17 protein-coding genes are annotated in these 23,406 nt (G+C 67.2%); 8 read left to right on the forward strand and 9 right to left on the reverse strand.

Annotated features, from left to right (window positions below):
* Together ACW6W5_RS12345 and ACW6W5_RS12350 are read left to right on the forward strand one after the other, a co-directional pair.
* The coding region (locus ACW6W5_RS12345) for an autotransporter family protein (protein ID WP_458233648.1) at positions 1-1,068 on the forward strand (1,068 nt) is incomplete at its 5' end.
* 159 nt (positions 1,069-1,227) lie between these two features.
* Complete coding sequence (locus ACW6W5_RS12350; protein ID WP_152152254.1) at positions 1,228-2,313, forward strand: S41 family peptidase; 1,086 nt, start codon at positions 1,228-1,230, stop codon at positions 2,311-2,313.
* A 20-nt stretch (positions 2,314-2,333) separates the two neighbouring features.
* Here the strand turns inward: ACW6W5_RS12350 and ACW6W5_RS12355 are convergent, their stop codons facing one another.
* Complete coding sequence (locus ACW6W5_RS12355; RefSeq protein ID WP_152152253.1) at positions 2,334-3,560, reverse strand: multifunctional CCA addition/repair protein; 1,227 nt, start codon at positions 3,558-3,560, stop codon at positions 2,334-2,336.
* Positions 3,561-3,585: 25 nt separating this feature from the next.
* On the reverse strand, positions 3,586-5,562 hold the full coding sequence (locus tag ACW6W5_RS12360) for a transglycosylase SLT domain-containing protein (protein WP_152152251.1): 1,977 nt from the start codon (positions 5,560-5,562) through the stop codon (positions 3,586-3,588).
* Between the two features lie 544 nt (positions 5,563-6,106).
* Between ACW6W5_RS12360 and ACW6W5_RS12365 the strand changes: the two genes are divergently transcribed.
* Positions 6,107-8,980, forward strand: coding sequence for a TonB-dependent receptor (locus ACW6W5_RS12365; RefSeq protein ID WP_152152249.1), 2,874 nt, complete (start codon positions 6,107-6,109; stop codon positions 8,978-8,980).
* A 184-nt stretch (positions 8,981-9,164) separates the two neighbouring features.
* A complete protein-coding gene (locus ACW6W5_RS12370; protein ID WP_152152247.1) occupies positions 9,165-9,791 on the forward strand; it encodes a LysE family translocator in 627 nt (208 codons plus the stop codon).
* Positions 9,792-9,970: 179 nt separating this feature from the next.
* On the opposite strand, the gene fhuE is transcribed toward ACW6W5_RS12370, so the two are convergent.
* The gene (gene fhuE / locus ACW6W5_RS12375) at positions 9,971-12,127 is read right to left on the reverse strand and encodes a ferric-rhodotorulic acid/ferric-coprogen receptor FhuE (RefSeq protein WP_193222786.1); all 2,157 of its coding nucleotides are present in this window, start codon (positions 12,125-12,127) and stop codon (positions 9,971-9,973) included.
* Between the two features lie 387 nt (positions 12,128-12,514).
* Here fhuE and ACW6W5_RS12380 point away from each other — a divergent pair, with 387 nt between their 5' ends.
* The 3 genes from ACW6W5_RS12380 (at position 12,515) to ACW6W5_RS12390 (ending at position 15,028) form a co-directional block, all read left to right on the forward strand.
* Complete coding sequence (locus ACW6W5_RS12380) at positions 12,515-12,994, forward strand: VOC family protein (protein WP_152152245.1); 480 nt, start codon at positions 12,515-12,517, stop codon at positions 12,992-12,994.
* A gap of 103 nt (positions 12,995-13,097) precedes the next feature.
* On the forward strand, positions 13,098-13,949 hold the full coding sequence (locus ACW6W5_RS12385) for an AraC family transcriptional regulator (RefSeq protein ID WP_152152243.1): 852 nt from the start codon (positions 13,098-13,100) through the stop codon (positions 13,947-13,949).
* Positions 13,940-15,028, forward strand: a complete 1,089-nt coding sequence (locus tag ACW6W5_RS12390; protein ID WP_226956614.1) for an alpha/beta hydrolase family protein — start codon at positions 13,940-13,942, stop codon at positions 15,026-15,028. The genes ACW6W5_RS12385 and ACW6W5_RS12390 overlap by 10 nt, the downstream gene beginning before the upstream one ends.
* Positions 15,029-15,034: 6 nt before the next feature.
* Here the strand turns inward: ACW6W5_RS12390 and ACW6W5_RS12395 are convergent, their stop codons facing one another.
* Positions 15,035-15,514 (reverse strand): Lrp/AsnC family transcriptional regulator, encoded by a 480-nt coding sequence (locus ACW6W5_RS12395; protein ID WP_152152241.1) that lies wholly within the window; start codon positions 15,512-15,514, stop codon positions 15,035-15,037.
* Positions 15,515-15,586: 72 nt separating this feature from the next.
* Between ACW6W5_RS12395 and ACW6W5_RS12400 the strand changes: the two genes are divergently transcribed.
* The gene (locus ACW6W5_RS12400) at positions 15,587-16,465 is read left to right on the forward strand and encodes an EamA family transporter (protein ID WP_088432509.1); all 879 of its coding nucleotides are present in this window, start codon (positions 15,587-15,589) and stop codon (positions 16,463-16,465) included.
* A 5-nt stretch (positions 16,466-16,470) separates the two neighbouring features.
* Here ACW6W5_RS12400 and betA read toward each other — a convergent pair whose 3' ends face one another.
* From betA to ACW6W5_RS12425, 5 genes are all read right to left on the reverse strand, one after another.
* The gene (gene betA / locus ACW6W5_RS12405; RefSeq protein ID WP_152152239.1) at positions 16,471-18,141 is read right to left on the reverse strand and encodes a choline dehydrogenase; all 1,671 of its coding nucleotides are present in this window, start codon (positions 18,139-18,141) and stop codon (positions 16,471-16,473) included.
* Between the two features lie 25 nt (positions 18,142-18,166).
* On the reverse strand, positions 18,167-19,639 hold the full coding sequence (gene betB / locus ACW6W5_RS12410; RefSeq protein ID WP_152152238.1) for a betaine-aldehyde dehydrogenase: 1,473 nt from the start codon (positions 19,637-19,639) through the stop codon (positions 18,167-18,169).
* 34 nt (positions 19,640-19,673) lie between these two features.
* Positions 19,674-21,653 (reverse strand): choline BCCT transporter BetT, encoded by a 1,980-nt coding sequence (betT, locus tag ACW6W5_RS12415; protein ID WP_121039795.1) that lies wholly within the window; start codon positions 21,651-21,653, stop codon positions 19,674-19,676.
* Positions 21,654-21,773: 120 nt separating this feature from the next.
* A complete protein-coding gene (locus ACW6W5_RS12420; RefSeq protein ID WP_183073759.1) occupies positions 21,774-22,511 on the reverse strand; it encodes an endonuclease/exonuclease/phosphatase family protein in 738 nt (245 codons plus the stop codon).
* A gap of 50 nt (positions 22,512-22,561) precedes the next feature.
* A complete protein-coding gene (locus ACW6W5_RS12425) occupies positions 22,562-23,389 on the reverse strand; it encodes a thiol:disulfide interchange protein DsbA/DsbL (RefSeq protein ID WP_121039789.1) in 828 nt (275 codons plus the stop codon).
* Between the last annotated feature and the right edge of the window lie 17 nt (positions 23,390-23,406).

Genomic DNA, 23,406 nt, shown 5'->3' on the forward strand with positions numbered 1-23,406 from the left:
ACCATCGACGTGCCGCCGGTCCCCACCGAAGTGCCGCCGGTGCCCGGTCCGCTGGCCACACCGCCGACGCCCGATGCGCGCCCGGCAGAGGGCGACATCATTCCGTTGTACCGGGTGGAAACCCCCGTCTACTCCGTGGTGCCCCCCCTGCTGCGCGAGACGAGTCTGGCCAGCCTGGGCACCTTCCACGAGCGCCAGGGCGAGCAGCGCGTGCTGGCCGGGCAGGGCGGCTTCCGCTCGGCCTGGGCACGCATGATCGGGCAGAGTCATGAGCAGCACTGGGAGGGCGATGCCAAGCCCAGTTTCGACGGTGATCTCCAGGGCATCCAGGCCGGCCTGGACCTGTACGCCAACGGCGATGGCAACCACCGCGATCAGGTCGGTGTATTCGTCGGCCGCACCCGCGCGCAGGGCAACGTCAACGGCTTTGCGATCGGCTGGGACAACGTGGCCGTCGGCCGTACCCGCCTGGATGACAAGCACGTGGGCCTGTACTGGACCCGCGTCGGCAGCGAAGGCGGGTATCTGGATGCCGTGGTCCTTCAGAGCCGCTACGACGGTGAGGCCACGTCGGCGCGCGGGCTGGGCATCGACGTGCGTGGCGATGGCACCACCGCGTCGCTGGAAGTAGGCAAGCCGCTGCTGCAGCTCGGGCAGTCCGCATGGTGGCTGGAGCCGCAGGCGCAGGTGATCTGGCAGCGCACCTCGATCGACGATGCCGGTGACCGGGTGTCGGCGGTCCGCTTCAAGGCCGACAATGCCTGGACCGGGCGCGTCGGCCTTCGCCTCGCCGCCGATTACGATCTCGCCGGCAATGGGTGGCAGCCGTACGTCAAGCTCAACTACTGGCAGACCCTGGACGGCGAAGATCGCATCGACTTCGGCGACAACCGGCTCACCAACCAGCAGGGCTCGCGCGCACTGGAAGTCGGCGTCGGTGTGGTCGCGCGCTTCAATGCCAATGTCAGCGCGTTTGCGGTGGCCGATTACACGCGCGATCTGGAAAGCAGCGCGCAGAAGGAGCGCAAGAGCATCGAGGGGAATATCGGCGTGCGGTTTGATTGGTGAGGCGGTTGTGGGCGCTGGCTGATCCCCGGCACGCTGCCCGCCACGGGTGACGTGCCCTCATTTCGGGCTGACCGGTCACCAGGGCGGATCACGCGCGCTGTTCTTGTGGCCGTGTGCAGCGATATGCTGCGGCCTATTCAACTACACGGATGTAGCGCGATGGTGATGTTCCTGCGGTCTCGTTGTACGCGCCCGGCGCTGCTGGCCAGTGTGCTGCTTGCACCGATGGCGAACGCACAGGAGATGCCTGCGCCACCGGTACAGCTGCGGATCGTGGCGGTGCTGGAGCGCGAGGCGCTGTACCGCGACAAGGTCGATTGGCAGGCGCTGCGCACCCGCCTGCAGGCTCCCGATGCTGATCCCGCCAAGACCTGGCCGCTGTTGCGCGATGCCATTGCCGTGAGCAGTGGGGGGCATGGGCGGTGGCTGCCGGCGAGCTACCCGTTGCTGCAGTCCCCTTCAAGCCGCGCTACCGTGGTGGGATCCCAGCCACCGCCGGCAACGCAGCGCACACACGAGCACCGCGCCAAGCAGCAACGCACTGACCAGCAGCGCGATATGGATACGGTCGGCCGGCGCATCGGCTGGATGACGGTGGGCGCCTTCAGCGGTGGTGGACCGGGCGACAGCGTGGCCTGGCAGCGGGCGAGTGTTGCGTTTGCAGGCACGCTGCAGGACGCCATCCGCAGCAAGGACCGCGCGGAGCGATGCGGCTGGGTGGTCGACCTGCGACGCAACACCGGCGGCAACATGTGGCCGATGTTGCTCGGCCTGGCGCCCCTGCTGGAAGACGCGGGCGGCAATGCACCGCGGGTAGGTGCGTTCACCACGGCCGACTCGGAGCGGTCGTGGTTCTTGCACGGCGGCGCGGTGTGGTTGGAGCAGAAGAACCTGCTGGATGTTGGCGCGGCCGCGTATCGGCTGCGTCATCCCGGCGCACCGGTGGCGGTGCTGTTCGGGCCGCGCACCGCCAGCGCGGGAGAGGCGACGTCACTGGCGTTCCGTGGGCGTGCCAACACCCGAAGCTTCGGCCAGCCCACGGCAGGCGTATCCACGGGTAACCGGACCGAGCTGCTGCCTGATGGAAGCGCCTTGCTGGTCACCGGCAACGTCATGGTCGATCGCAACGGCCAGGGCGATGGCAGGAAGATCGCGCCGGATGTGGTGATCGGTGAGGGCGAGGATGCTGCGGCGGCCGCAAGGGACTGGCTGCTGGCGCAACCGGCGTGCGCCAGCGCCACCTGAGGCGTCATCCCAGCCGTCGATCAGCGTGTACGCACCGCGCTGATGGCCTTCACCCGCGCCTTGGCCAGCGCTTCCCCCACCGCCGGCCCCTTCAGCCCGGTCAGATCCAGATCGCGCGCCTGCACGGCAAGCGCTGCCTGGTGCAGGCGCTTGAGCGTTTCACCCTGCGGGTAGTCGCTGGCCTCGAAGCCCAGCCGGCCGCGCTTGTCGGCTTCGCAGCACAGTGCGATCTGCGCGATGCGTTCGGGCCGGCGGAACCCATCGCAGCGGCCGAGCAGCTCCAGCACGGTGGCATCGCGCAGCTCATCGATGCGGTGCACGTTGAGATGGTCGCGGCAGACGGCTTCGGCCAGCTGGCGGTGATCGACCGGCACCTTCAGGCGTTCGGCCAATCCACGCAGCGGGGCGACGCCACGCTGCTCATGCATGATGTGCCGCGGCCATTCGTCCGGTGGGGTCAGGCCTTTGCCGAGGTCGTGGGTCAGCGCGGCGAAGCCGATCAGGTCATCGCCCGGGGCCAGCTGCGCGGCCATGTCGCTGACCATTTCCTGGTGCACGCCGGTATCGACTTCCGGATGGAACTCCGCGCGCTGGGGCACACCGTACAGGGCCTCCAGCTCGGGCAGGATCGCACCCAGTGCCTGGGCGTCATGCAGGGTGCGCAGGAACGCGGACGGCCGCGCGGAGGCGAGGGCACGCCTCAGCTCCTGCCAGACGCGTTCGGGCACCAGCGCATCGAGCTCGCCACTGGCGGCGACCTCCCGCATCAGGGCCATCGTCTCGGCGGCGACGGTGAAGCCGAGGGGCGCAAAGCGCGCCATGAAGCGGGCCGCACGCAGCACCCGCAGGGGATCCTCGACGAAGGCCGGGCCGACGTGGCGCAGCACGCGCTGTTGGATATCACCCACGCCGCCATACGGATCCACCAGCGCACCGGTGGCTTCATCGCAGGCGATCGCGTTGATGGTGAAATCGCGACGCTGCAGGTCCTCCTCCAGCGTCACAGCGGGATCGGCATCGACCACGAAGCCGCGGTAGCCGCGGCCGGACTTGCGCTCGGTGCGGGCCAGCGCATATTCCTCACCGGTATCCGGATGCAGGAACACCGGGAAATCGCGGCCCACGGCCTTGTACCCCTGCGCGTCCATCTGCGCCTGGGTGGCCCCGACCACGACCCAGTCGCGGTCGCCGGGTGGACACTGCAAGAGGCGGTCACGCACGGCGCCGCCCACCAGATAGATCTTCATGCGGCCATGATAGTCGTCAGTCCGCTCAATCCCCGCCCTTGTCGGCGTTGGCCGCGCAGGCGAAGGTCTTGCGCTTGGCCTGCAGGCGGCCGTTCATGCGGTCGGTCACCGGCAGCGCGTCACCGTTCAAGCGCCAGTCGTAGATCACGCTGAAGGCCAGGATGCGCGCGACGTACTCGCGGGTTTCCTTGTAGCTGATCGTCTCGATCCAGATGTCCGGATCGAACCCCGGACGCTGCGACTGCCAGCGGGCGGTCGGGGTCGGGCCGGCGTTGTAGGCGGCAATGGTGACGTAGGGCAGGCCCTCGTACTTGTTCATCAGCTGGCGCAGGTAGGCCGTGCCGATGGCAATGTTGGTATCGGGGTCGTAGAGGCTGGCAGCGCCGCCGTAGTTGGTCAGGCCGATTGACTTGGCCACTGCCGCACCGGTGGCGGGCAGGACCTGCATCAGGCCCATGGCGTTGGCCGGTGAGCGGGCCTTCGGGTTGAAGATGCTCTCGGCGCGGATTTCCGCGGCCACCCAGGCCGGATCGATGGCATTGCGTGCGGACTCGCGGCGGATGCTGTCGTCGTGGTGCAGCGGGAAGCGCAGCGAATACAGGCGCTGCTCGTCCGGGGTCTTGCCAAGCGAGAACACCGCACGGTCGAACCAGCCGTTGTCGCGGGCGACTTCCACGGCGAGACGACGCTGTGTGTTGTCGTAACGGCTCAGCGCATCATTCCACTCGGCCACGGCCCAGCCCGCCCGTTCGATCTTGAACAGTTCCATCGCCCGCACGATCGCCGGGTCACGCGCGACCGCCGCCTGCGCCTGGGCGCTGTCGTTGGGTTCCCACGGGCACAGCGTGTAGTTCTGGCCGAGCTGGTCGGCCGCCAGGAAGCCATGGAAGGTGGCCGCGCGGGCGGCCTCACGGAAGGCCGCCTGCGCTTCGCTGCGTCTGCCGGTCTTGTCCAGCATGCGCGCTTCGAAATAGCGCCAGCGCGAGTCGGCGCGCTGGGTCGGGCCCATCTTGCGGATCGCGGTCAGCGCCGCCGGCCAGTCGCCGCGCGACAGCGCTTCGCGCGCACGCCATTCGTGCAGACGCTCGTCATACGCCGATTCGGGCACCGCATTGAGGCGACGGGCGGAGTCCGGACCGTAGGAAGCCACCGTCCACAGCGCGATCTGGTACAGCACCTGCGCGCGCTGCGCGGCGCTCAGCTGCAGCGCGTCGGCGTACTGCGGCAACTGCTGTTCGGTGGCCCCCGGGTCGGCCTTGGCCAGTTTGGCCAGGCCATCGGTGGCGATCCGCCGGCTGCGCTCATTGCGCGGCCAGTTCAGCGCGCTGGCATTGGGCTTGTCGACGAAGGCGGCATAGGTGTTGGCCAGGGTCAGATCGGCGGCCGGCAGCCCGCGCGCGGCACTGCGCATCACCGCCGGCTGCTGCTCATCGGCAGCGGCATCGATGCGTGCCCAGCGCAGCTCGGCGTTCATGCCGCCCTTGGCATCCAGCACCGCGAACACGGGGTCGCAGGCATCAGGCAAGGATTTGCCGGTGCTGCGCCAGATCGCCTGCGCCTCGCTGACCCACTGCGCGTCGGCCTTGCCGGTAGCCTGGCGTGCATTGAGCTGGGCGCAGCGCAGGCCGACGTTGGTCGTGTCGGTCCAGTTGGCCAGCAGGGTCGGCCAGTCCTGGCGCCGCGCCACCGCCGGCAGCCATACGTTGCGGAAGCTGGTGGCTACCGCCTGGCCGTTGTAGCGCTTCAGGAAATCCTGCGCCTGCACGTTGCTGACGGTATCGATGTTGCGCCGCAGATTGGCGAACTCCACCCAGCCATACAGCGGGTGCTTGCTCAGTGCCGCTGCCTGGGCAGGATCGAACTGGCCGCGCTCGGCATTGTCGATCACGGCCTTGAGCTGCGCGCGCTGGGCATCCAGGTTCTGGGCATCGGCCACCGGGCTGACCCCGGTGCAGGCCAGCAGGACGGTCGCGCTGAAGAAATAGAGGGGAAGTCGAGTCATGCGGAAAGCATAACGGGGGCCGGTGAAAGGCGGTGAGGGCAATCCGACTCGAGGATGAACGGGCGCCGCTGGGGCGGTCCATTCGCACACCGGTCCATCGCTCCACCGGTGACCAGGGACGTTGGAAACACGCGCCGCTCGAGACCCCATCGCATCGACGTGCGGCGGCGCATCTGGACGCCATGCCAACGACCCTCGACGGCTGCGCACTGAAGCCGATTCCGACGCGCTGGCTAGCGCAATCGCCGAGGTTCCCAGTCGTCACCAGAGTCCCGACATCACGCGGACGGCGTTCGCGCAGCAGCGGCACGACGACCGCCCCGGATGCCGTCAATATCCCTCGAAAACAGCAGCATGTGCGCTCGCACAGGCTGCACACACGCTGCCCCATAGCCGCGCCCGCGCACAGTCGGCTTTGTCGATTCCCCGTGAAAGCGAGGCGCACGTCACTCCTTCACATTTACAGGTTGTTTACAAAGGAGACACTGCCGCCATGCAAGGGGGAGCGGCAGTCCCGCCCAACATTCCTTTGGAGAGAGAGCGAATGAACAACCTGCATCACCGCCCGTTGGCGGTTGCCGTATCGCTGTGCCTGCTGCTGGCTGCACCGGCCTTGGCCAGCGCGCAGGACGCGCCACGCAGTACGACGGATCTGGACCGGGTGGAAGTGACCGGCAGCCGTATCAAGCGGGCCGAGGTGGAAGGGCAGGTGCCGATCCAGACCCTGACCCGCACCGAGATCGAGCGCACCGGCCTGACCTCGATCGGCGACGTGCTGCAGCAGCTGACCGGCTCCGGCTCGGCGCTCAATGCGAAATTCAATTCCTCGGGCAACTTCGGCTTCCCACCCGATGGCAGTGGCGTGGGTGCGGGGTCGGCCCAGGTCGATCTGCGTCACCTGGGCGCCAAGCGCGTGCTGGTGCTGGTCGATGGCATCCGCTGGGTCAATGAATCTTCCGCGTCCGGCGTGGGCGCGGCGACCGATCTGAACACCATTCCGCTGGCCATCGTCGAACGCATCGAAGTGCTCGAAGACGGCGCTTCATCACTGTATGGCTCCGACGCGATCGCCGGTGTGGTCAACATCATCACCCGCCGTGAATTCGACGGCGCGCAGGTGACGATGAACTATGGCGAGTACACCAAGGGCGATGGCACCCAGAAGGGCGTGGACCTGGCCTGGGGCACCAGCGGTGACCGCTACACCCTGTTCCTGGGGGCGAGCTGGACCAAGCAGGACCCGGTGTATGCGCGCGATCGCGAGCAGTCGCGCTTCCCGATTCCCGGCACCGGGCTGGCCTTCGGCAGTGGTGGCATTCCGCAGGGGCGCTTCAAGTTCGTCGATCCCACCACCGGGGCGGTACAGGACATCGTACCCAATACCGGCGTAAGCAGCCCGCGTTACGACGGCAGCGCCGGCTGCGACCGCAGTGATGATTATCACTGCTTCACCTCGGCCGACCGCTTCAACTTCGCCGAGTACAACCTGGTGCTCACCCCGTCCGAGCGGAAAGGCATCTTCGGCCAGTTCCGATTCGATCTCACCGACGACATCCAGTGGTATATCAAGGCGCTTGGCAATCGCCGCGAGTCCACCAACCAGGCCGGTCCGGAGCCGCTGTTCTTCGGCCCCGATGGCGCCACCGGCAACCCGCTGGCCGACAACATCGTGGTCTCCGGCCTCAACCCGTACAACCCGTTCGGCTTCGATCTGGCCGCCTCGGGCAACATGAGCCTGATCGGCCGTCGCCCTGTTGAAGGCGGCGCGCGCGTGTTCGAGCAGGAGGTCAACACCCAGTACTTCGCCACCGGCCTGGTCGGCCAGTTCCAGGCCGCGGATCGCAGCTGGTTCTGGGACCTCAACGGCATGTACAGCAAGAACAAGGCCGAGCAGACCAACTACGGCAGCTACGACATCTACAAGGTCAACATGGCGCTGGGGGATCCGGCGGTATGTGCGGCCACCCCCGGCTGCGTACCGCTGAACATCTTCGGTGGGGTCGGCTCGATCACCCCGGAGATGCTGCGCTGGATCCAGCCGGTAGTGCGTGACCGCAGCCAGAACGAGCTGAGCCTGTTCACCGCCAACCTGAGCAGCGAGCTGTTCACCCTGCCGGCCGGCCCGGTCTCGTTCGCCACCGGCTATGAGTACCGCAAGTACGAGGGCCGCTACGATCCGGATCCGCTGACCGTGATCGGCCACTACAACGGCGTGCCCTCGCTGCCGACCTCCGGTTCCTACGATGTCAACGAGGCCTACCTGGAGCTGAGCGTGCCGATCTTCGCCAAGAGCGCGCTCGGCGAAAAACTCGACCTGAGCCTGGCGGGCCGCTACTCGGATTACTCCACGTTTGGTGGCGAGTTCACCCCGAAGTACGGCCTGCGCTGGCAGGTGACCAATGACTTCGTGCTGCGCACCAGTTATGCCGAAGGCTTCCGCGCGCCCTCGATCGGCGAGTTGTACGGCTCGGCCGCGCGTGCCGATCTGCAGCTGTTCGATCCCTGCTCGGTCGGGCTCGGCGGCACGCCGCCGCGTGGCAGTGCGGCCAACTGTGCGGCGCTTGGCGTGCCGGGCGGTTTCCAGCAGGCCAACTCGCAGATATCGGTCACCACCGGCGGCAACGCGGAACTGGATCCGGAGCGCTCGCGCAGCTTCAGCGCCGGCTTCGTGTGGAGCCCGTGGTTCGGCAGCAATGCGTCCTGGTCGGAGCGCTTCGATGTCGAGGTGACGTTCTACCGCCACCACATCGAAGGCGCGATCCAGGCGATCAACGCGCAGACCCAGCTTGATCTGTGCGTGGACACGCTGGACCCGCTGTACTGCAGTGGCATCACGCGCGCCTCCACCGGGGCGGTCAGCAGCTTCAACAACCGGCTGACCAACCTGGGCTCGATCAAGACCGATGGCTGGGATGTGGATCTGTTCTGGACGCTGCCGCAGACGGAGATCGGGCAGTTCAAGCTCGGTTGGCAGAACACCTTCGTCGGCCGCTATGAGGCGTTGGGGGCCGCCGGGCAGAAGCAGCCGCAGGAGCCCGGCGTGGAAGTGGCCGACAGCTCGATCCCGGAATGGACCAGCAATGCCACGCTGAGCTGGAACCTGTCCAACTGGAACGCCTCCTGGACGGTGCGCCACATCTCCAAGCTCACCGAGGCGTGCGGCGACGTGGCCGCCTTCCCGATCTGCAGCAACCAGGCCGAAGGCACCAACGAACTGTCGGCCACCACCTTCCACGACATGCAGGTGGGCTACAAGATCGACTGGATGAAGGGCCTGCAGCTCAGCGCCGGCCTGAACAACGTGTTCGACAAGGATCCGCCGATCTGCCTGTCGTGCTCGCTCAACGGCTATGACGCCTCCACCTACGACATCCCGCGCGGGCGCTACTGGTACGTACGCGCGGACCTGCGGTTCTGATCGCGGGCTGATGCGGAGATGACACGCCGGGGCGCCGTGAGGGCGCCCCGGTGCGTTCCGGGCGGACAACCCGGTTGCGAGGACCGGCCATCTCGCGAGTCCGGCCTGCCGATGCTGTTTCCGTCAGGCATCATTGCGCTGCCGGCCAGCGGCCGGCACTACCTCTCTCTCGAACGGTATTGCCATGAACCTGCATACCTGGTGGATCTTCGCCGTGACCGTGTTCGTCCTGTGCGGCACGCCCGGCCCGAACATGCTGCACGTGATGACCCGCAGCGTGCGCGTCGGCTTCCGCCGCAGCATCGCCGCCATGGCCGGCTGCCTGACCGCGCTGGTACTGGCCCTGGCGATCTCCGCCGCCGGGCTGGGCGCGGTGCTCAAAGCCTCGCCGATGGTGTTCGACGTGTTGCGCTACGCCGGCGTGGCGTACCTGGTGTACCTGGGGATCAAGGCCTGGCGCGGCGGTGATGCGCCGATCGACGTCGGCAGCACCTCGGCGCTGGTACCCAGTTCACGCACCGTGCTGTTCCGCGATGGATTCATCATCGGCATCAGCAACCCGAAGCTGCTGCTGTTCGCCTCGGCGTTCCTGCCGCAGTTCGTCGATCTCACCCAGCCGCAGCTGCCGCAGTTCGTGATCCTGGTGGGCACCTTCGCGGTGATGGAGATGTTCTGGTACGGGGTGTACGCCGCCGGCGGCCGCGGGCTGGCCGGTTATCTGGCCAAGCCGGGGCTGCGCAAGGTGTTCGACCGCGTGGTCGGCACGATCTTCATCGGGTTCGGGTTGGCGCTGCTGCGCGCAAGGCCGTAGTGCCGGCCGCTGACCGGCAACCAGGCAGGACTTTCATCGTTCATGAGGCTGCCGGCCAGCGGCCGGCACTACCGAGGTCTGGCCGTGCGGCGCCGCGCGTCCGTTGCGCATCGTGCAAAACGCAGAGAGCCGGGCAATGCCCGGTTCTCCTTTGTTGAAGCGTTACGATCAATGACCGATCAGAACGACCAGTTGAACGTGATCGACCCGTTGCGACCATCGCCGTAGGCACCGTAGCCGGTGATCTGCGAGAGGTACTTCTTGTCCAGCAGATTGTTGAGGTTGGCCTGCACGCTGAACTCCGGGGAGATGCGGTAGCGCACGAAGGCGCTCACCAGCGCGTAGCCTTCCTGTTCGAAGCGGCCAAGCCCCGGGATCGGGTAGTAGATACGGTTCTGCCAGTTGGCACCGCCGCCGACCGTCAGTGCGGTGAGCGACTGCGGGGTGTAGCTCGTAAACAGCTTGAGCGTGGTCTGCGGCAGGTTGGTGTTGATGTCCGCGTCGTTGATGTCCTTGGCCACGTAGCGCGACGCACCAAACGTGGCGTTCCAGCCCGGGGCAAGCTCACCGTTGAGTTCGAACTCAACGCCGCGGCTGACGGTGCCGCGCGCGGCGATGTACGCCGTTTCGAGTTCGTTACCGTCTACCTTGTCCATCGTGGCCTGGCCGACGTTGTCCTGCTCGATGCGGAACACGGCCAGCGAGGCGTTCAGGCGGTTATCGAACCACGCGCCCTTGACGCCCACCTCGTAGCTCTTGCCATCGACCGGGTCCAGATAGCTGCCCGCCTTGGTGCGCAGCGTCTGTGGCTGGAAGATCTCGGTGTAGCTGGCGTAGGTGGAATACGTGTCGTTGAGATCGTAGACCAGGCCGGCATACGGCGTGGTGACCTTGTGCGAGCGGTCCGCGTCTTCGCCCTCGCTTTTCCAATCGGTGTAACGAGCACCCAGGATCAGCTTCAACGGATCGGCCAACGACAGGCGGGTCGCCGCGTAGCCGGCCTTCTGGGTGATGGTGCCCTGGCTGGCCAGGCTCAGCGGGTTCCAGTTCGGTTCCGGGATGTTGCCGGTCCAGTTGAGATAGTTGTCGATCGGGCCCCACGCGGTATTGGTGCCGCCGACCTGGAAGTCACCGTAGTTGGCGTACTCGCGCTTGTTGTAGCTCAGGCCGGCCATGAACTGGTGTTCGCGGCCGAACAGTTGGAACGGGCCTTCCACAAAGCCGTCCACGCTGTCGACCTTGCGCTCGGTGTTGTACAGGCCGGCCATTGGCGTGATGCCGCTGCCGGTGACCTTGTCGAAGGCGGTGTAGGACGGGTAGAACAGCTTGTCGTTGGCATTGGTCTTGTCGTGCGTCGCACCGACCTTGACCTTCCAGTCATTGGCGAAAGCATGTTCCAGCGTGGCGAACAGGCGCTTGCTGGTGGTATCCCAGTAGGTCCACCCCGGGTTCGCACTGAAGGTCTTGTCGTACGGTGTGGGGGTGCCGTCGGAGTACCACATCGGGAAGCCACCCCAGGTCGCGCCGTTCGCGCGCTTCTGCTGGTAGTCATAGCCCACGCTCAGCTGGGTATCCGGGGTCAGGTCGGCATCGATCACCGCATAGCCCAGCGTCTTGTGCTGGTCGTAGCGGTCCATCTGCGATTCGGTATCCAGGTAGCTGCCGATCACGCGCGCACGCACCGAGCCGCTGGCGTTCAGCGGGGTGGTCACATCCACCGTGCTGCGGGTGCGGCCCCAGCTGCCGACATTGACCGACACGTTGCCGGTCAGCTCGGCGCTGTCGGCGTGCTTGCGGATCAGGTTCACCGAGGCGGACGGGTTGCCGGCGCCGGACAGCAGGCCGGTGGCGCCACGCACCACTTCCACGCGGTCGTACAGGGCCAGGTCCAGGCCGGAATCGCCGTAGCTCCAGTTCTGCACCATCTGGGTCGGCAGGCCGTCGAACTGGTAGCTGTCGATGTAGAAACCGCGCGCGTAGAACTCGGTGCGCTCGGTATCGGACTGGGTGCTGCTCACGCCGGTGGTGTTGGCCAGCACGTCGATGATGTCATCGAGGTTCTGATCCTCGATGCGCTGGTGGCTGATGATGCTGACCGACTGCGGGATCTCGCGCGGGGCCAGATCGAAGCGGGTACCGGCCGAGGTCCTGCGGACCGAATAGCCTTCGGCGCGCTCGCCCTTGACCACGATCTTGTCCAGGGTGGTGGCGTCAGGGGTCGCATCCTGCGCGAACGCAGGCGCAACGGCAAGGGCGCACAGGGCCACCATCAAGGCCTGCGGCAGCGGGCGACGGTGCATCGACGGGCGGGACAGCACGTGGGCGTAGCGGGGCATCGGCGTTTCCAGAAAGACGGCAACGGGCATGGCCGGCGTCCTGGGTGGCCTGCGGCGGAGCGGGGTGGGGGCAGGAAGCGGCTGGCGGGGGCGGTGACCCGGCGCGGGCTCGATAACTGTTCACGGGTACGCATCCCTTGCGCGACCCGGATCACACTATGGTAATGGCAATCATTCGCATCATCAACCGCATCCGATCTCTGCATCGATCGCGATGATGGTGGGCAGGGTATCTGCGTATTCATCTTGGCGGGGGCCAGCACGCGGGGGCGAGCAGCATGGGCCGTCGCTATCCACGGCACACCCACGCGGCACCCGCGCGCAGGCTTAACACCGGCGCGCCTACCGTAAGCGGGCGCAATCCATCCTCTGCTCCAGGAGACGCCCATGGTCTGCAAGAACACGATCTGCCTCTGGTTCGACGGTACCGCGCTCGACGCCGCCACCTTCTACGCCGCCACCTTCCCTGACAGTGCGGTGCACGCGGTGCACCACGCGCCGAGCGATTTTCCCTCCGGCAAACAGGGCGATGTGCTCACTGTCGATTTCACCGTCGCCGGCATCCCCTGCATCGGGCTCAACGGCGGGCCGGCGTTCAAACACAGCGAAGCGTTCTCCTTCCAGATCGCCACCGATGACCAGGCCGAAACGGACCGGTTGTGGGCTGCGATCGTCGGCAACGGCGGCGAGGAGAGCGCCTGTGGCTGGTGTCGCGATAAATGGGGTCTGTCCTGGCAGATCACGCCGCGGGTACTGACCGACGCGGTGACCAGCAAGGACCCCGCCGTGGCCCGGCGCGCGTTCGAGGCGATGATGACCATGCGCAGGATCGACGTGGCGGCCATCGAAGCGGCGGTGAGGGGCTGAGACAACACGCGCGGCGGGTTGCCGCAGACAGCAAGAACGATCAAATGGCGCGGCGCGCGCTGGGTTACGCTGCGGTCCCGTTCATCGGCATGGATCTGGCGGTATGGGTGCGGCACGCAGGGCCCTGTGGTACATCGAAAGCCACTTCGCTGAAAACCCGTCGCTGGCCGCTATCGCCCGCGTGGTGGGGCTGTCGCCGTTCCATCTCTCGCGGCTGTTCCAGCTCAGCACCGGCACCTCGGTGGTGCGCTATCTGCGTGGCCGCCGGCTGACCCACGCCGCACATCAGTTGGCGGCCGGGGCTGATGGCATCCTGGAGGTGGCCATCGCTGCTGGTTACGCCTCGCATGCAGCCTTTACCCGCGCATTCTCCGAGCAGTTTGGGCGATCGCCCGAGCAGGTGCGGGAGCAGGGGCTGGGCGGCGTGGTGCTGGTCGAGGCATTGAAACTGATCGACTCCTCGACACCCTGCACGATCGAACCGCATCGCGTGCACCGTGGCGCACTGCGCGTGGCCGGGATCGGTGCGCGCCACACCTCCGCGACCGTCGCATCGATTCCTTCGCAATGGCAGCGCCTGGACGAGGCGCATGGGCTGGGCGCGGAGATCGCCTACGGTGTGTGCGGCAACAATGACGCTGACGGTGGCTTTGATTACATCGCCGGCGTGGAGATCAGTGCCGGCGCGCCCGTGCCCGCCGGCTGGCAGGCCATCCTGATTCCGCCCCGCGAGTACCTGGTGGCCTGGCATGCCGGGCACATTTCCGCGATCCGCTCCACCTGGTTCTGGTTGTTGAATGACTATCTGCCGGCGTCCGGCCTGACCCTGGCCGATGCACCGGACCTGGAGCGCTACGACACGCGCTTCGATGACCGCAGCGGCCACGGCGGGGTGGAGATCTGGCTGCCGCTGGCCGACACGTTGCACCCCAAGGAGAGTGACCCATGCGAATGACCGCCCGTTGTTGTGCCGCGCTGCTGGCGCTCTGCCTGCCCCTGTTTGCCGCTGGGGCCGTGCCGCCCGTCGGCGAGCGGCACGGCGTTGCACATACGCCCAGTGCGGCCGTGCGCGATGCCGACCACCGCGACAGCGTGCGCTACACCGTGTGGTACCCGGCACAGCCCGGGGCGCAGGAAACCGCGCTGACGATCGGCCCGCCCGATGCGCCGCTGTTCGAGGTGGGCACGGCCGCCGCGGATGCCGCCATCGCCAACGGACGCTGGCCGGTGCTGCTGCTCTCGCACGGCAACGGCGGCAGCGCACGGATGATGGGCTGGTTCGGTACCGCGATGGCACGGGCCGGATATGTGGTGATCGCGGTGGATCATCCCGGCAACAACGGGGTGGACCCGATGACCGAGGCCGGCAGCATCCTGATGTGGAACCGTGTGGATGACCTGGCTGCCGCGCTGGCTGCCGTGCAGGCCGACCCCGCGCTGGCGGCGGAGATCGATGCCACGCGGTTGGGCATGGCGGGCTATTCGGCCGGCGGGTTCACTGCCTTGGTTGCCGCGGGCGCACGCCCGGACGTGCAGCGGCTGCTGGCGTTCTGCCGCGCGCATCCTGACGACGGCGTCTGCGCGCCGCAGGCCGAGACTCCCTCATTGACCCTGGCGCGTCGGATGACCGCCGCGGCGACACCGGAACTGGCCCCGTGGGTGGCCAAGGCCGGTGAGGACCGCGCCATTGCCGGGGTACGTGCGGTAGTGCTGATCGCGCCGGCCATGGTGCAGGCCTTCGCCCCGGAGGAACTGGAGAAGGTGAGCCAGCCGGTATCGATCATCGTCGGTGCGGCCGACACGGTGGCCTCACCGGCCACCAACGGCGACATCGCAGCGGCGGCACTCCCCAAGGCGACGCTGACCACCTTGCCCGCGGTCGGGCACTACGACTTCCTGTCCAGCTGCACCGCCCTGGGCCAGACCCGCGTCGGTGCACTCTGCCAGGTGGTGGCGGACAAGCAGGCCACCCACGGGGCCGCGATCACGGAAGCGACGGCGTTGTTCGATGCCGCGCTGGCGGCCACGCGCTGACCCGGATCACTCGGCGAGGGGAACCGCCAGGCTGCGCTTGAGCGTACTCAGCGCCACCGCGGTGCGGAAGCGCTCGATGTTGTCGTCGTTGCCGAACAGCCGCTCGCTGATCGCTTCGTATTCTTCCATCGAGGTGGCGGTCAGGATCAGCAGGAAATCGGCGTCGCCAGTGATCGCGTAGCACTGCTGCACGGCGGGGTCCTCCTGCACGCGGCGACGGAACGGGGCGACCCGGTGCGGCTGCTCGCTGGCGACCCGGACCTCGACCATGATCGTCAGCGGCCGGCCCAGCCGGGCCTGATCCAGCACGGCGACGTTGCCACGGATGATGCCGGTCTCTTCCAGGCGCTTGATCCGTCGCTGCACCGCCGGGGCAGAGAGGCTCACCGCCTCGGCGATCTCGCGCTGTGGGGTGGCGTTGTCGCGCTGCAGGATCGCCAGGATGGCGCGGTCGAAGCTGTCGGGGGTGTAGGGCAAGGCGGACATGGTGAGTGAAACATGCAGGAAGGCCCCTGCAATTGAGCATCTCCTTCGGCCGTTGCGCAATATCCTGTGCGGATGTCGACCTCCCGCCTCTCCAGCTTCTTCCCCGCCCTGGCCGTGCTCGGCTCGGTCACCTCCTTGGCCGTGGGCACCTCGTATGCCAAACAGCTGTTCCCGCTGATCGGTGCGCAGGGCACCAGCGCGCTGCGCGTGGGTTTCTCGGCGCTGGTGCTGTTGATGGTGTTCCGGCCGTGGCGCTGGACCACCTCGCGCGCCGATGCCGGAGCGATCGTCCGTTACGGCATCACGCTCGGGGTGATGAATCTGCTGTTCTACATGGCGCTGCGCACGATCCCGTTCGGCATCGCGGTGGCGATCGAATTCTGCGGGCCGTTGGCGGTGGCGATGTGGTCCTCGCGGCGGCCGGTCGATTTCGTCTGGGTCGGCTGCGCGCTGGTCGGGCTGTTGCTGCTGCTGCCGCTGGGCCATGGTGAGCCACTGGACCCGGTCGGGGTGATGTTCGCGCTGGGCGCGGCAGTCTGCTGGGCGATGTACATCATCTTCGGCAAGCGCGCCGGGCATCTGCCGGCCGGGCACACGGTCTCGCTGGGGCTGTGTGCGGCGGCGCTGGTGGTGGTCCCGGTCGGCGTGGCGCACGCGGGCATGGCACTGCTGGATCCGAAGATCCTGCTGTTCGGGTTGGGCGTGGCCATCGTCTCCAGCGCGATCCCGATGTCGCTGGAGATGATGGCGCTCAAGCGGCTGCCGAAGGAGACCTTCGGCATCCTGATCAGCATGGAGCCGGCGGTCGCCGCGCTGCTGGCGATGGGGTTGCTGGCCGAGCACCTGACCACGCTGCAATGGGCGGCGATCGGCTGCACCGTGGTGGCCTCGGTAGGGAGCACGTTGACGGCGAAGCGGGTGGTGGTGCCGTTGCCGGGTGCGCCGGCGTAACGCCCTCAGCGCCGCGCCGGTGCGTCCCCGGCCACGTAATAGGCCGCCGTGCTGCGCGGCAGCGGTGCACGCCCGCGGATCCGGTCGGCGATCTTCTCGGCGATCATGATCGTGGTGGCGTTGAGGTTGCCGGTGATGATGCGCGGCATGATCGAGGCATCCACCACGCGCAGGCTTTCCATGCCATGCACGCGGCCCTGGCCATCCACCACGCTCATCGCATCGGTGCCCATCGCGCACGAGCACGACGGGTGATACGCGGTCTCCGCATGGGCGCGCACGAAGGCATCCAGTTCGGCATCGCTCTGGCACTCGGCACTCGGGCTGATTTCGCGCCCGCGGTATTCGTCCAGCGCGGGCTGGGCGATGATCTCGCGGGTGATGCGGATCGCATCGCGGAACTCCTGCCAGTCCTGGTCGGTGGACTGGTAGTTGAACAGGATCGAGGGATGCTCACGCGGGTCCAGCGACTTGGCATGCACGTGGCCGCGGCTGGGCGTGCGCATCGAGCCCACATGCGCCTGGAAGCCGTGTTCCTTGACCGCGTTGGTGCCGTTGTAATTGATCGCCACCGGCAGGAAGTGGTACTGGATGTTGGGCCAGTCGAACTCCTCGCGGGTGCGGATGAAACCACCGGCCTCGAACTGGTTGCTGGCGCCGATACCGGTGCCGGCAAACAGCCATTCCGCACCGATCGCCGGCTGGTTCCACCACTGCAGTGCCGGGTACAGCGAGACCGGTTTCTTGCAGGCGTACTGCATGTACACCTCCAGATGGTCCTGCAGGTTCTCGCCGACGCCGGGCAGGTCGTGCACCAGCGGCACGCCAAGGGCGGCCAGCAATGCCGGCGCCCCCACGCCGGAGCGCTGCAGGATCTGCGGCGAGGCGATCGCACCGGCACACAGCAGCACCTCGCGGCGGGCGGTGGCGTCAATCGGCTCGGCGCTGCTGCCGGCCAGGTAGCGCACGCCCACCGCGCGCTTGCCGGCGAACAGGATGCGGTCGGTGGTGGCGTGCACCACGATCTCCAGTCCCTCACGGTCCTTGGCCATGTCCAGATAGCCGCGTGCGGTACTGGAGCGGCGTCCGCGCGGGGTCACCGTGCGGTCCATCGGGCCGAAGCCTTCCTGCTGGTAGCCGTTGAGGTCATCGGTACGCGGGTAGCCAGCCTGCACACCGGCCTCGACCATCGCGTGGAACAGCACGTTGTTGCCGTTCTTCGGCGTGGCCACGCTGACCGGCCCGTCGGCGCCGTGGTAATCGTTGGCCCCGATGTCGCGCGTTTCCGCCTTGCGGAAGTACGGCAGCACGTCGTGGTAGCTCCAGTCCTCCAGCCCGTCGAAGCTGGCCCACTGGTCGAAGTCCATCGCGTTGCCGCGGATGTAGCACATGCCGTTGATCAGCGAGGAACCGCCCAGGCCCTTGCCGCGGCCGCACTCCATGCGCCGGTTGTCCATGTAGGGCTCCGGCTCGGTTTCATACGCCCAGTTGTAGCGGCGGCCCTGCAGCGGATAAGCCAGTGCGGCCGGCATCTGGGTGCGGAAATCCATCCGGTAGTCCGGCCCACCGGCTTCCAGCAGCAGCACGCTGACCCCGGCGTCTTCGGTCAGGCGCGCGGCCAGCGTGTTGCCGGCCGACCCGGCGCCGATGATGATGTAGTCGTATTCGCGCTTCATCGCGGTGTCTCCTGGTAAGGCCGGCTCAGAACACCGACGCGTAGCGGTCCAGTTCGATCTGGATGGATTTGGTGCGGGTGTAGGCACGCAGGGTGGCCAGCCCGTTTTCGCGGCCGACACCGGACTGCTTGTAGCCGCCCACCGGCATCTGTGCCGGCGATTCGCCCCAGCTGTTGACCCAGCAGATGCCGGCCTCGAGCTGATGGATCAGCCGATGCGCGCGCGCCAGGTCCGGCGTGACCACGCCGGCGGCGAGACCGTAATCGGTGTCGTTGGCGCGGCGCACGGCCTCGTCTTCGTCGTCGTACGCCAACAGGCTCATCACCGGCCCGAAAATCTCTTCGCGCACGATGCGCATGTCATCGCGGCAGTCGCTGAAGATGGTCGGTGCCACATAGCAGCCTTTGCCCAACGCGCCGTCGGTCAGCCGTTCGCCGCCGCAGACCAGCCGTGCACCTTCGGCCTTGCCGCTGCCGATGTGCTCCAGCACGCGCTGCATGTGGGCGGCGCTGACCAGCGGGCCGAAGTTGGTGTCCTTGGCCAGTGGGTCGCCGATGCGGATGCGCTGGACCCGTTCCAGCAGCTTGGCTTCGAACGCGGCCAGCGCGCTGCGCGGAACGAACACGCGGGTGCCGTTGGTGCACACCTGGCCGGAGCTGTAGAAGTTGGCCATCATCGCCACGTCGGCGGCCAGGTCCAGATCGGCGTCTTCGCAGATGATCAGCGGCGACTTGCCGCCCAGCTCCATGGTGACGTCCTTGAGCGTGGAGCTGGAGGCACTGGCCATCACCTTGCGGCCGGTCGCGGTGCCGCCGGTGAAGGAGATCTTCTCGATCAGCGGGTGTTCGGTCAGCGCCGAGCCGACGCCGGCGCCATCGCCGGGCAACACGTTGAACACGCCATCGGGCAGGCCGGCCTCGGTGAAGATCTCCGCCAGCTTCAGCGCGGTCAGCGGCGTGACTTCGCTGGGCTTGAAGATCATCGCGTTGCCGGCGGCCAGCGCCGGGGCGGCCTTCCACAGCGCGATCTGGATCGGGTAGTTCCAGGCGCCGATCGCGCCGACCACGCCCAGCGGTTCCTGCCGGGTGTAGAAGAAGCTGCTCTCGCGCAGCGGCACCTGGCTGCCTTCCAGCCCGTGCATGACACCGGCGTAGTACTCCAGTACGTCCGCGCCGGTGACCACATCCACGCCGAGCGTTTCGCTCAGGGCCTTGCCGGTGTTGCGCGATTCCAGTTCGGCCAGTGCATCGTTGCGCTCGCGCAGCAGCGCCACCGCCCGCAGCAGGATGCGCGAGCGTTCCACGGTGGTCAGCGCGGCCCACACTTTCTGGCCGGCCTGGGCGCTCTCCACGGCAGCGTCGAGATCGTCGCTGTTGGCGCTGTGGACATTGGCGAGCAGCTCGCCGTTGGCCGGGTTGATGACCTGGAAGGTCTTTCCGCCCTGGGAGGGAACGTAGCGGCCGCCGATGTACAGCAGCTGGTCGGGGAGGGTAGGCATGTCGATGACTCCTTTGCAGCGGGAGATCAGTGCGTCAACGCGTGAGATGCAGGAACTGCAGGTGACGCTCGTACTGATCGATGATGTCGTTGATGATCTGCTGGCGGCTGTAGCCGAACAGCTCGTAGTCCTGTCCACCTTCATAGAGGTGCACTTCGGCGCGGTAGTAACGCTGGTTGCGGAAGCGCTGCGCGGCGAACGAAGGCGTGAGGTAGCCGCGCATGATCACCTGGTAGGTGAAGACCTGTTGTTCGCCATGGTCCACCAGCAGCTCCATGTGACCCGGCTCGAACTTCGTCTGCACATCCAGGCCCTGTTCGAGCAGCTGCGCCGCAACGGCTTCGATCGCCGGCTTCACATCGGTATCCATGAACCGGTACACCTCGTCGCGGACCGGGAAATGCACCGCCTGGGTGATGCGCTGGCGCCAGCCGCGCTGATGCCGCGATTGCCCGATCAAGGGGATCGGCGAGTACTGCGAGGCCTTCTTGCGCTGCGACTCTTCGCCCAGTGCACGGGTCAAGCCCCACAGCATCAGCAGCAGCACCACCGAGAACGGCAACGAGGCCAGCACCACCGCGGATTTGAGCGCATCCATGCTGCCGGCCAGCAGCAGCCCGGCGGTGACCAGACCGGTCATCACGCCCCAGAACACACGCAGCCAGCGCGGACCGTCGTCTTCCGGATTGCCGCCCTGCGAGGACAGCGTGGACAGCACCACCGTGCCGGAATCGGCCGAGGTGACGAAGAAGATGAAGCTGACGATCACCGTGACCGCGATGACGGTGCGGCTCCACGGGTAGCTTTCCAGCAGCGCGTACAACACGGTCGGTGGGTTCTCCACCGCCATCTGCGCCAGGTGCACCTGGTCGTGGTGCAGAATCTGATCCAGCGCGCTGTTGCCGAAGATCGACAGCCAGGCCAGGGTGAAGCCCAGCGGGATCAGCAGCACGCCGAGCACGAACTCGCGGATGGTGCGGCCGCGCGAGATGCGCGCGATGAACAAGCCTACGAACGGCGCCCAGCCGATCCACCAGGCCCAGTAGAACACCGTCCAGTTGCCCAGCCAGTCCGGGCGCCCGCCGTAGGCGTACACATCGAAGCTCTTGCCGACCACGTTGCCCAGGTAGTCGCCCATGTTCTGCATGAAGGCATTGAGCAGGTACTGGGTGGGGCCGGCGAACAGCATGAACAGCAGCAGCGAGATCGCCAGCAGCATGTTGATGTTGGACATCCAGCGCACGCCCTTTTCCACGCCGGACACGGCCACTGTGATCGCCGCGCCCATCATCAGTACGATCAGCCCGACCTGCACCCAGGCCGCGTGCGGCACCGGGAACAAGGTGTTCAGGCCGGCGTTGAGATGCAGCACGCCAAAGCCCATGTCCGCGCCGAGGCCGAACACGGTGGCTACGATGCCCAGGGCATCCACGGTGTAGCCGATCGGCCCGTTGATTCGCTTGCCGATCAGCGGATACAGCGCCGAGCGCAGCGCCAGGGGCAGGTTGTGGCGGTAGGCGAAGTAGGCCAGCGCCATCGCGGCCAGCGCGAACACGCCCCAGCCGTGCAGGCCCCAATGCAGGAACAGCAGCTGCATCGCCTGGCGCGCGCTGGCCTCGCCGCTGCCGGTGCCGCCCTGCGGCGGCAACAGGTAGTGGGTCAGCGGCTCGGAGACGCAGAAGAAGAACAGGGTGATGCTGATGCCGGCGGCGAACAACATGCCGGCCCAGGACAGATAGCTGAACTCCGGCTCGTCATGGTCCGCGCCCAGCTTGACGTTGCCATAGCCGGACAGCGCCACGCCGACCACGAACACCAGGTACACGGTCATCGCCAGCAGGTAATACCAGCCGACATTGCGCGAGGCCCAGGTCTGGGCATCGAGCAGCATCACGCCGGCATCGATGGGAAACACGGTGACCAGAATGGCGAATGCCGCCACGATCGTGGCGGCAAGCAGGAACACGGGTCGAAGCGTGCGCACCTCGGGCAGAGGCGGCTCCACGGTACTCATGGGGTGGGGGATACTCCCGGTGCCGGAGCGGCAGACGGCGGATTTATCGCACAGGCGCTGTGGACAGCCTGTTTACACCGCCATCAGCCCCGCCGCGCAAGGGCGGCGGGTATACCTGCGTCAGCGCAGCGCGCTGCTCGGCACGTCGATCGACATCGCCAGCGCGAGGTGATCGGAGAACGCGGCCGGTACGGCTTCGGCACTGCGTTGCTGCAGGCCGTCGCTGAGCAGGATGTGGTCGATCGCCCGGTCCGGGCGCCAGCTGGGGAAGGTCGGCACCACGCAGCCCGGCGGCTGCAGCGTCGTCTTCTGGTACAGCACCTGCATTTCCGGGCGTTCGGCCAGGCAGTTGAAATCGCCCATCAGCACGGCATTGGGGTGGTCGGCAAGCAGATCGGCAATAAAGGCCAATTGCGACATGCGCGAATTGGTCCCCAACGACAGATGCGCCACCGCCACCGCCAGGCCCTGGCTGCCTTCACCGAACTTGGCCAGCAGCACGCCGCGCCCGCCGATCCGGCCCGGCAGGGCGTGGTCCTGGACCTCGACCGGCTCGAGCTTGCTGAGCAGGCCGTTGGCGCTGGAGGCCACCCCGCCCATGCGGCGGTTGGGCTGGTGGCTCCAGTAATTGAAGCCCGCGCGCTCGGCGAGGTAGTGGGTTTGGTTGGTGAAGCCCGAGCGCAGGCTGCCGGGGTCGGCTTCCTGCAGGCCGACGATGTCGTGTTCGCGGGCCATCTGCGCGATGGCATCCAGGCTGGTTCGTTTGCGCCCGGCCGGCAGTGCGTGCGACCAGCTGCGGGTCACGTAGTCACTGTAGCGGCGGGTGCTCGAACCGGCCTGGATGTTGGCCGTCAGCAGGCGCAGGGTCCGCGTGTGGGGGAAGGTCACGACGGTTCGCTATCGCTGGCTCAGTTGGCCTTGCCGGCGCGTTCGCGCGCGATCAGGTGATCGGCGATGCGCAGCATGTCCGGGAAGCCCTTGCCCTTGACCAGGTACTTGCCGTTGACGATCACCGACGGGGTGCCGGAGATCTTGCTGCGCTGGGCGAACTGCTTGGCCGAGTTGGTCTTGGCGTTGACGGCGAAGCTGCCCATCATCGCGGCGAACTGCTTCGGGTCGGCGCCGTGCTTGCCGTAGAAGTTGGCGATGTCCTCGACCGAATCACGGCCGCGCTCGCCCTTCAGGCTCTGCTCGGCATGGATCGCGGCGTACATGGCTTCGTGGGTCTTTTCCTGCAGGCCCATCGCCTGCGCGGCATAGAACGCACGGCCGTAGTCATCCCAGGTACCGCCGAACATGGCCGGCACGTAGACGAAATTGACGTCGCTCGGCAGACCGGCCTTCCACGGCCCGATCAGCGGCTGGAACGCGGCGCAGGCCGGGCATACGTAACCGAAGATTTCGGCGACTTCGATCTTGCCGGTGGCCGGCTGGAACGGCTGGCCGTTCTCGATCACCACATAGTCGGTGCCGGCAACCGGCTCCGGGCCGGTCGGGCGCGACGAGGCCGGCGCCGGCGCCGGGGTGGTGGCTTCGGCAGCGGCGGTCTCGGCGGCGGCAGTTTCACCGCTGGCGGCCGGGGCCTGCTCGCTCGGGGGGGCCGTTTCGGTGGCCGGGGTGCTGCTCGGTGCGGCCGGCTCAGCCGGGGCGGTGGTGTTGGCGGTACCGTCCTGGGCCTTGCAGGCAGCCAGGATCGGCAGCAGGGCCATGAGCGTAATGGCGAAACGGGTCTTCATCGAAGCATCTCCAGCGG

It is taken from the genome of Stenotrophomonas sp. IS26 (genome assembly GCF_054188265.1).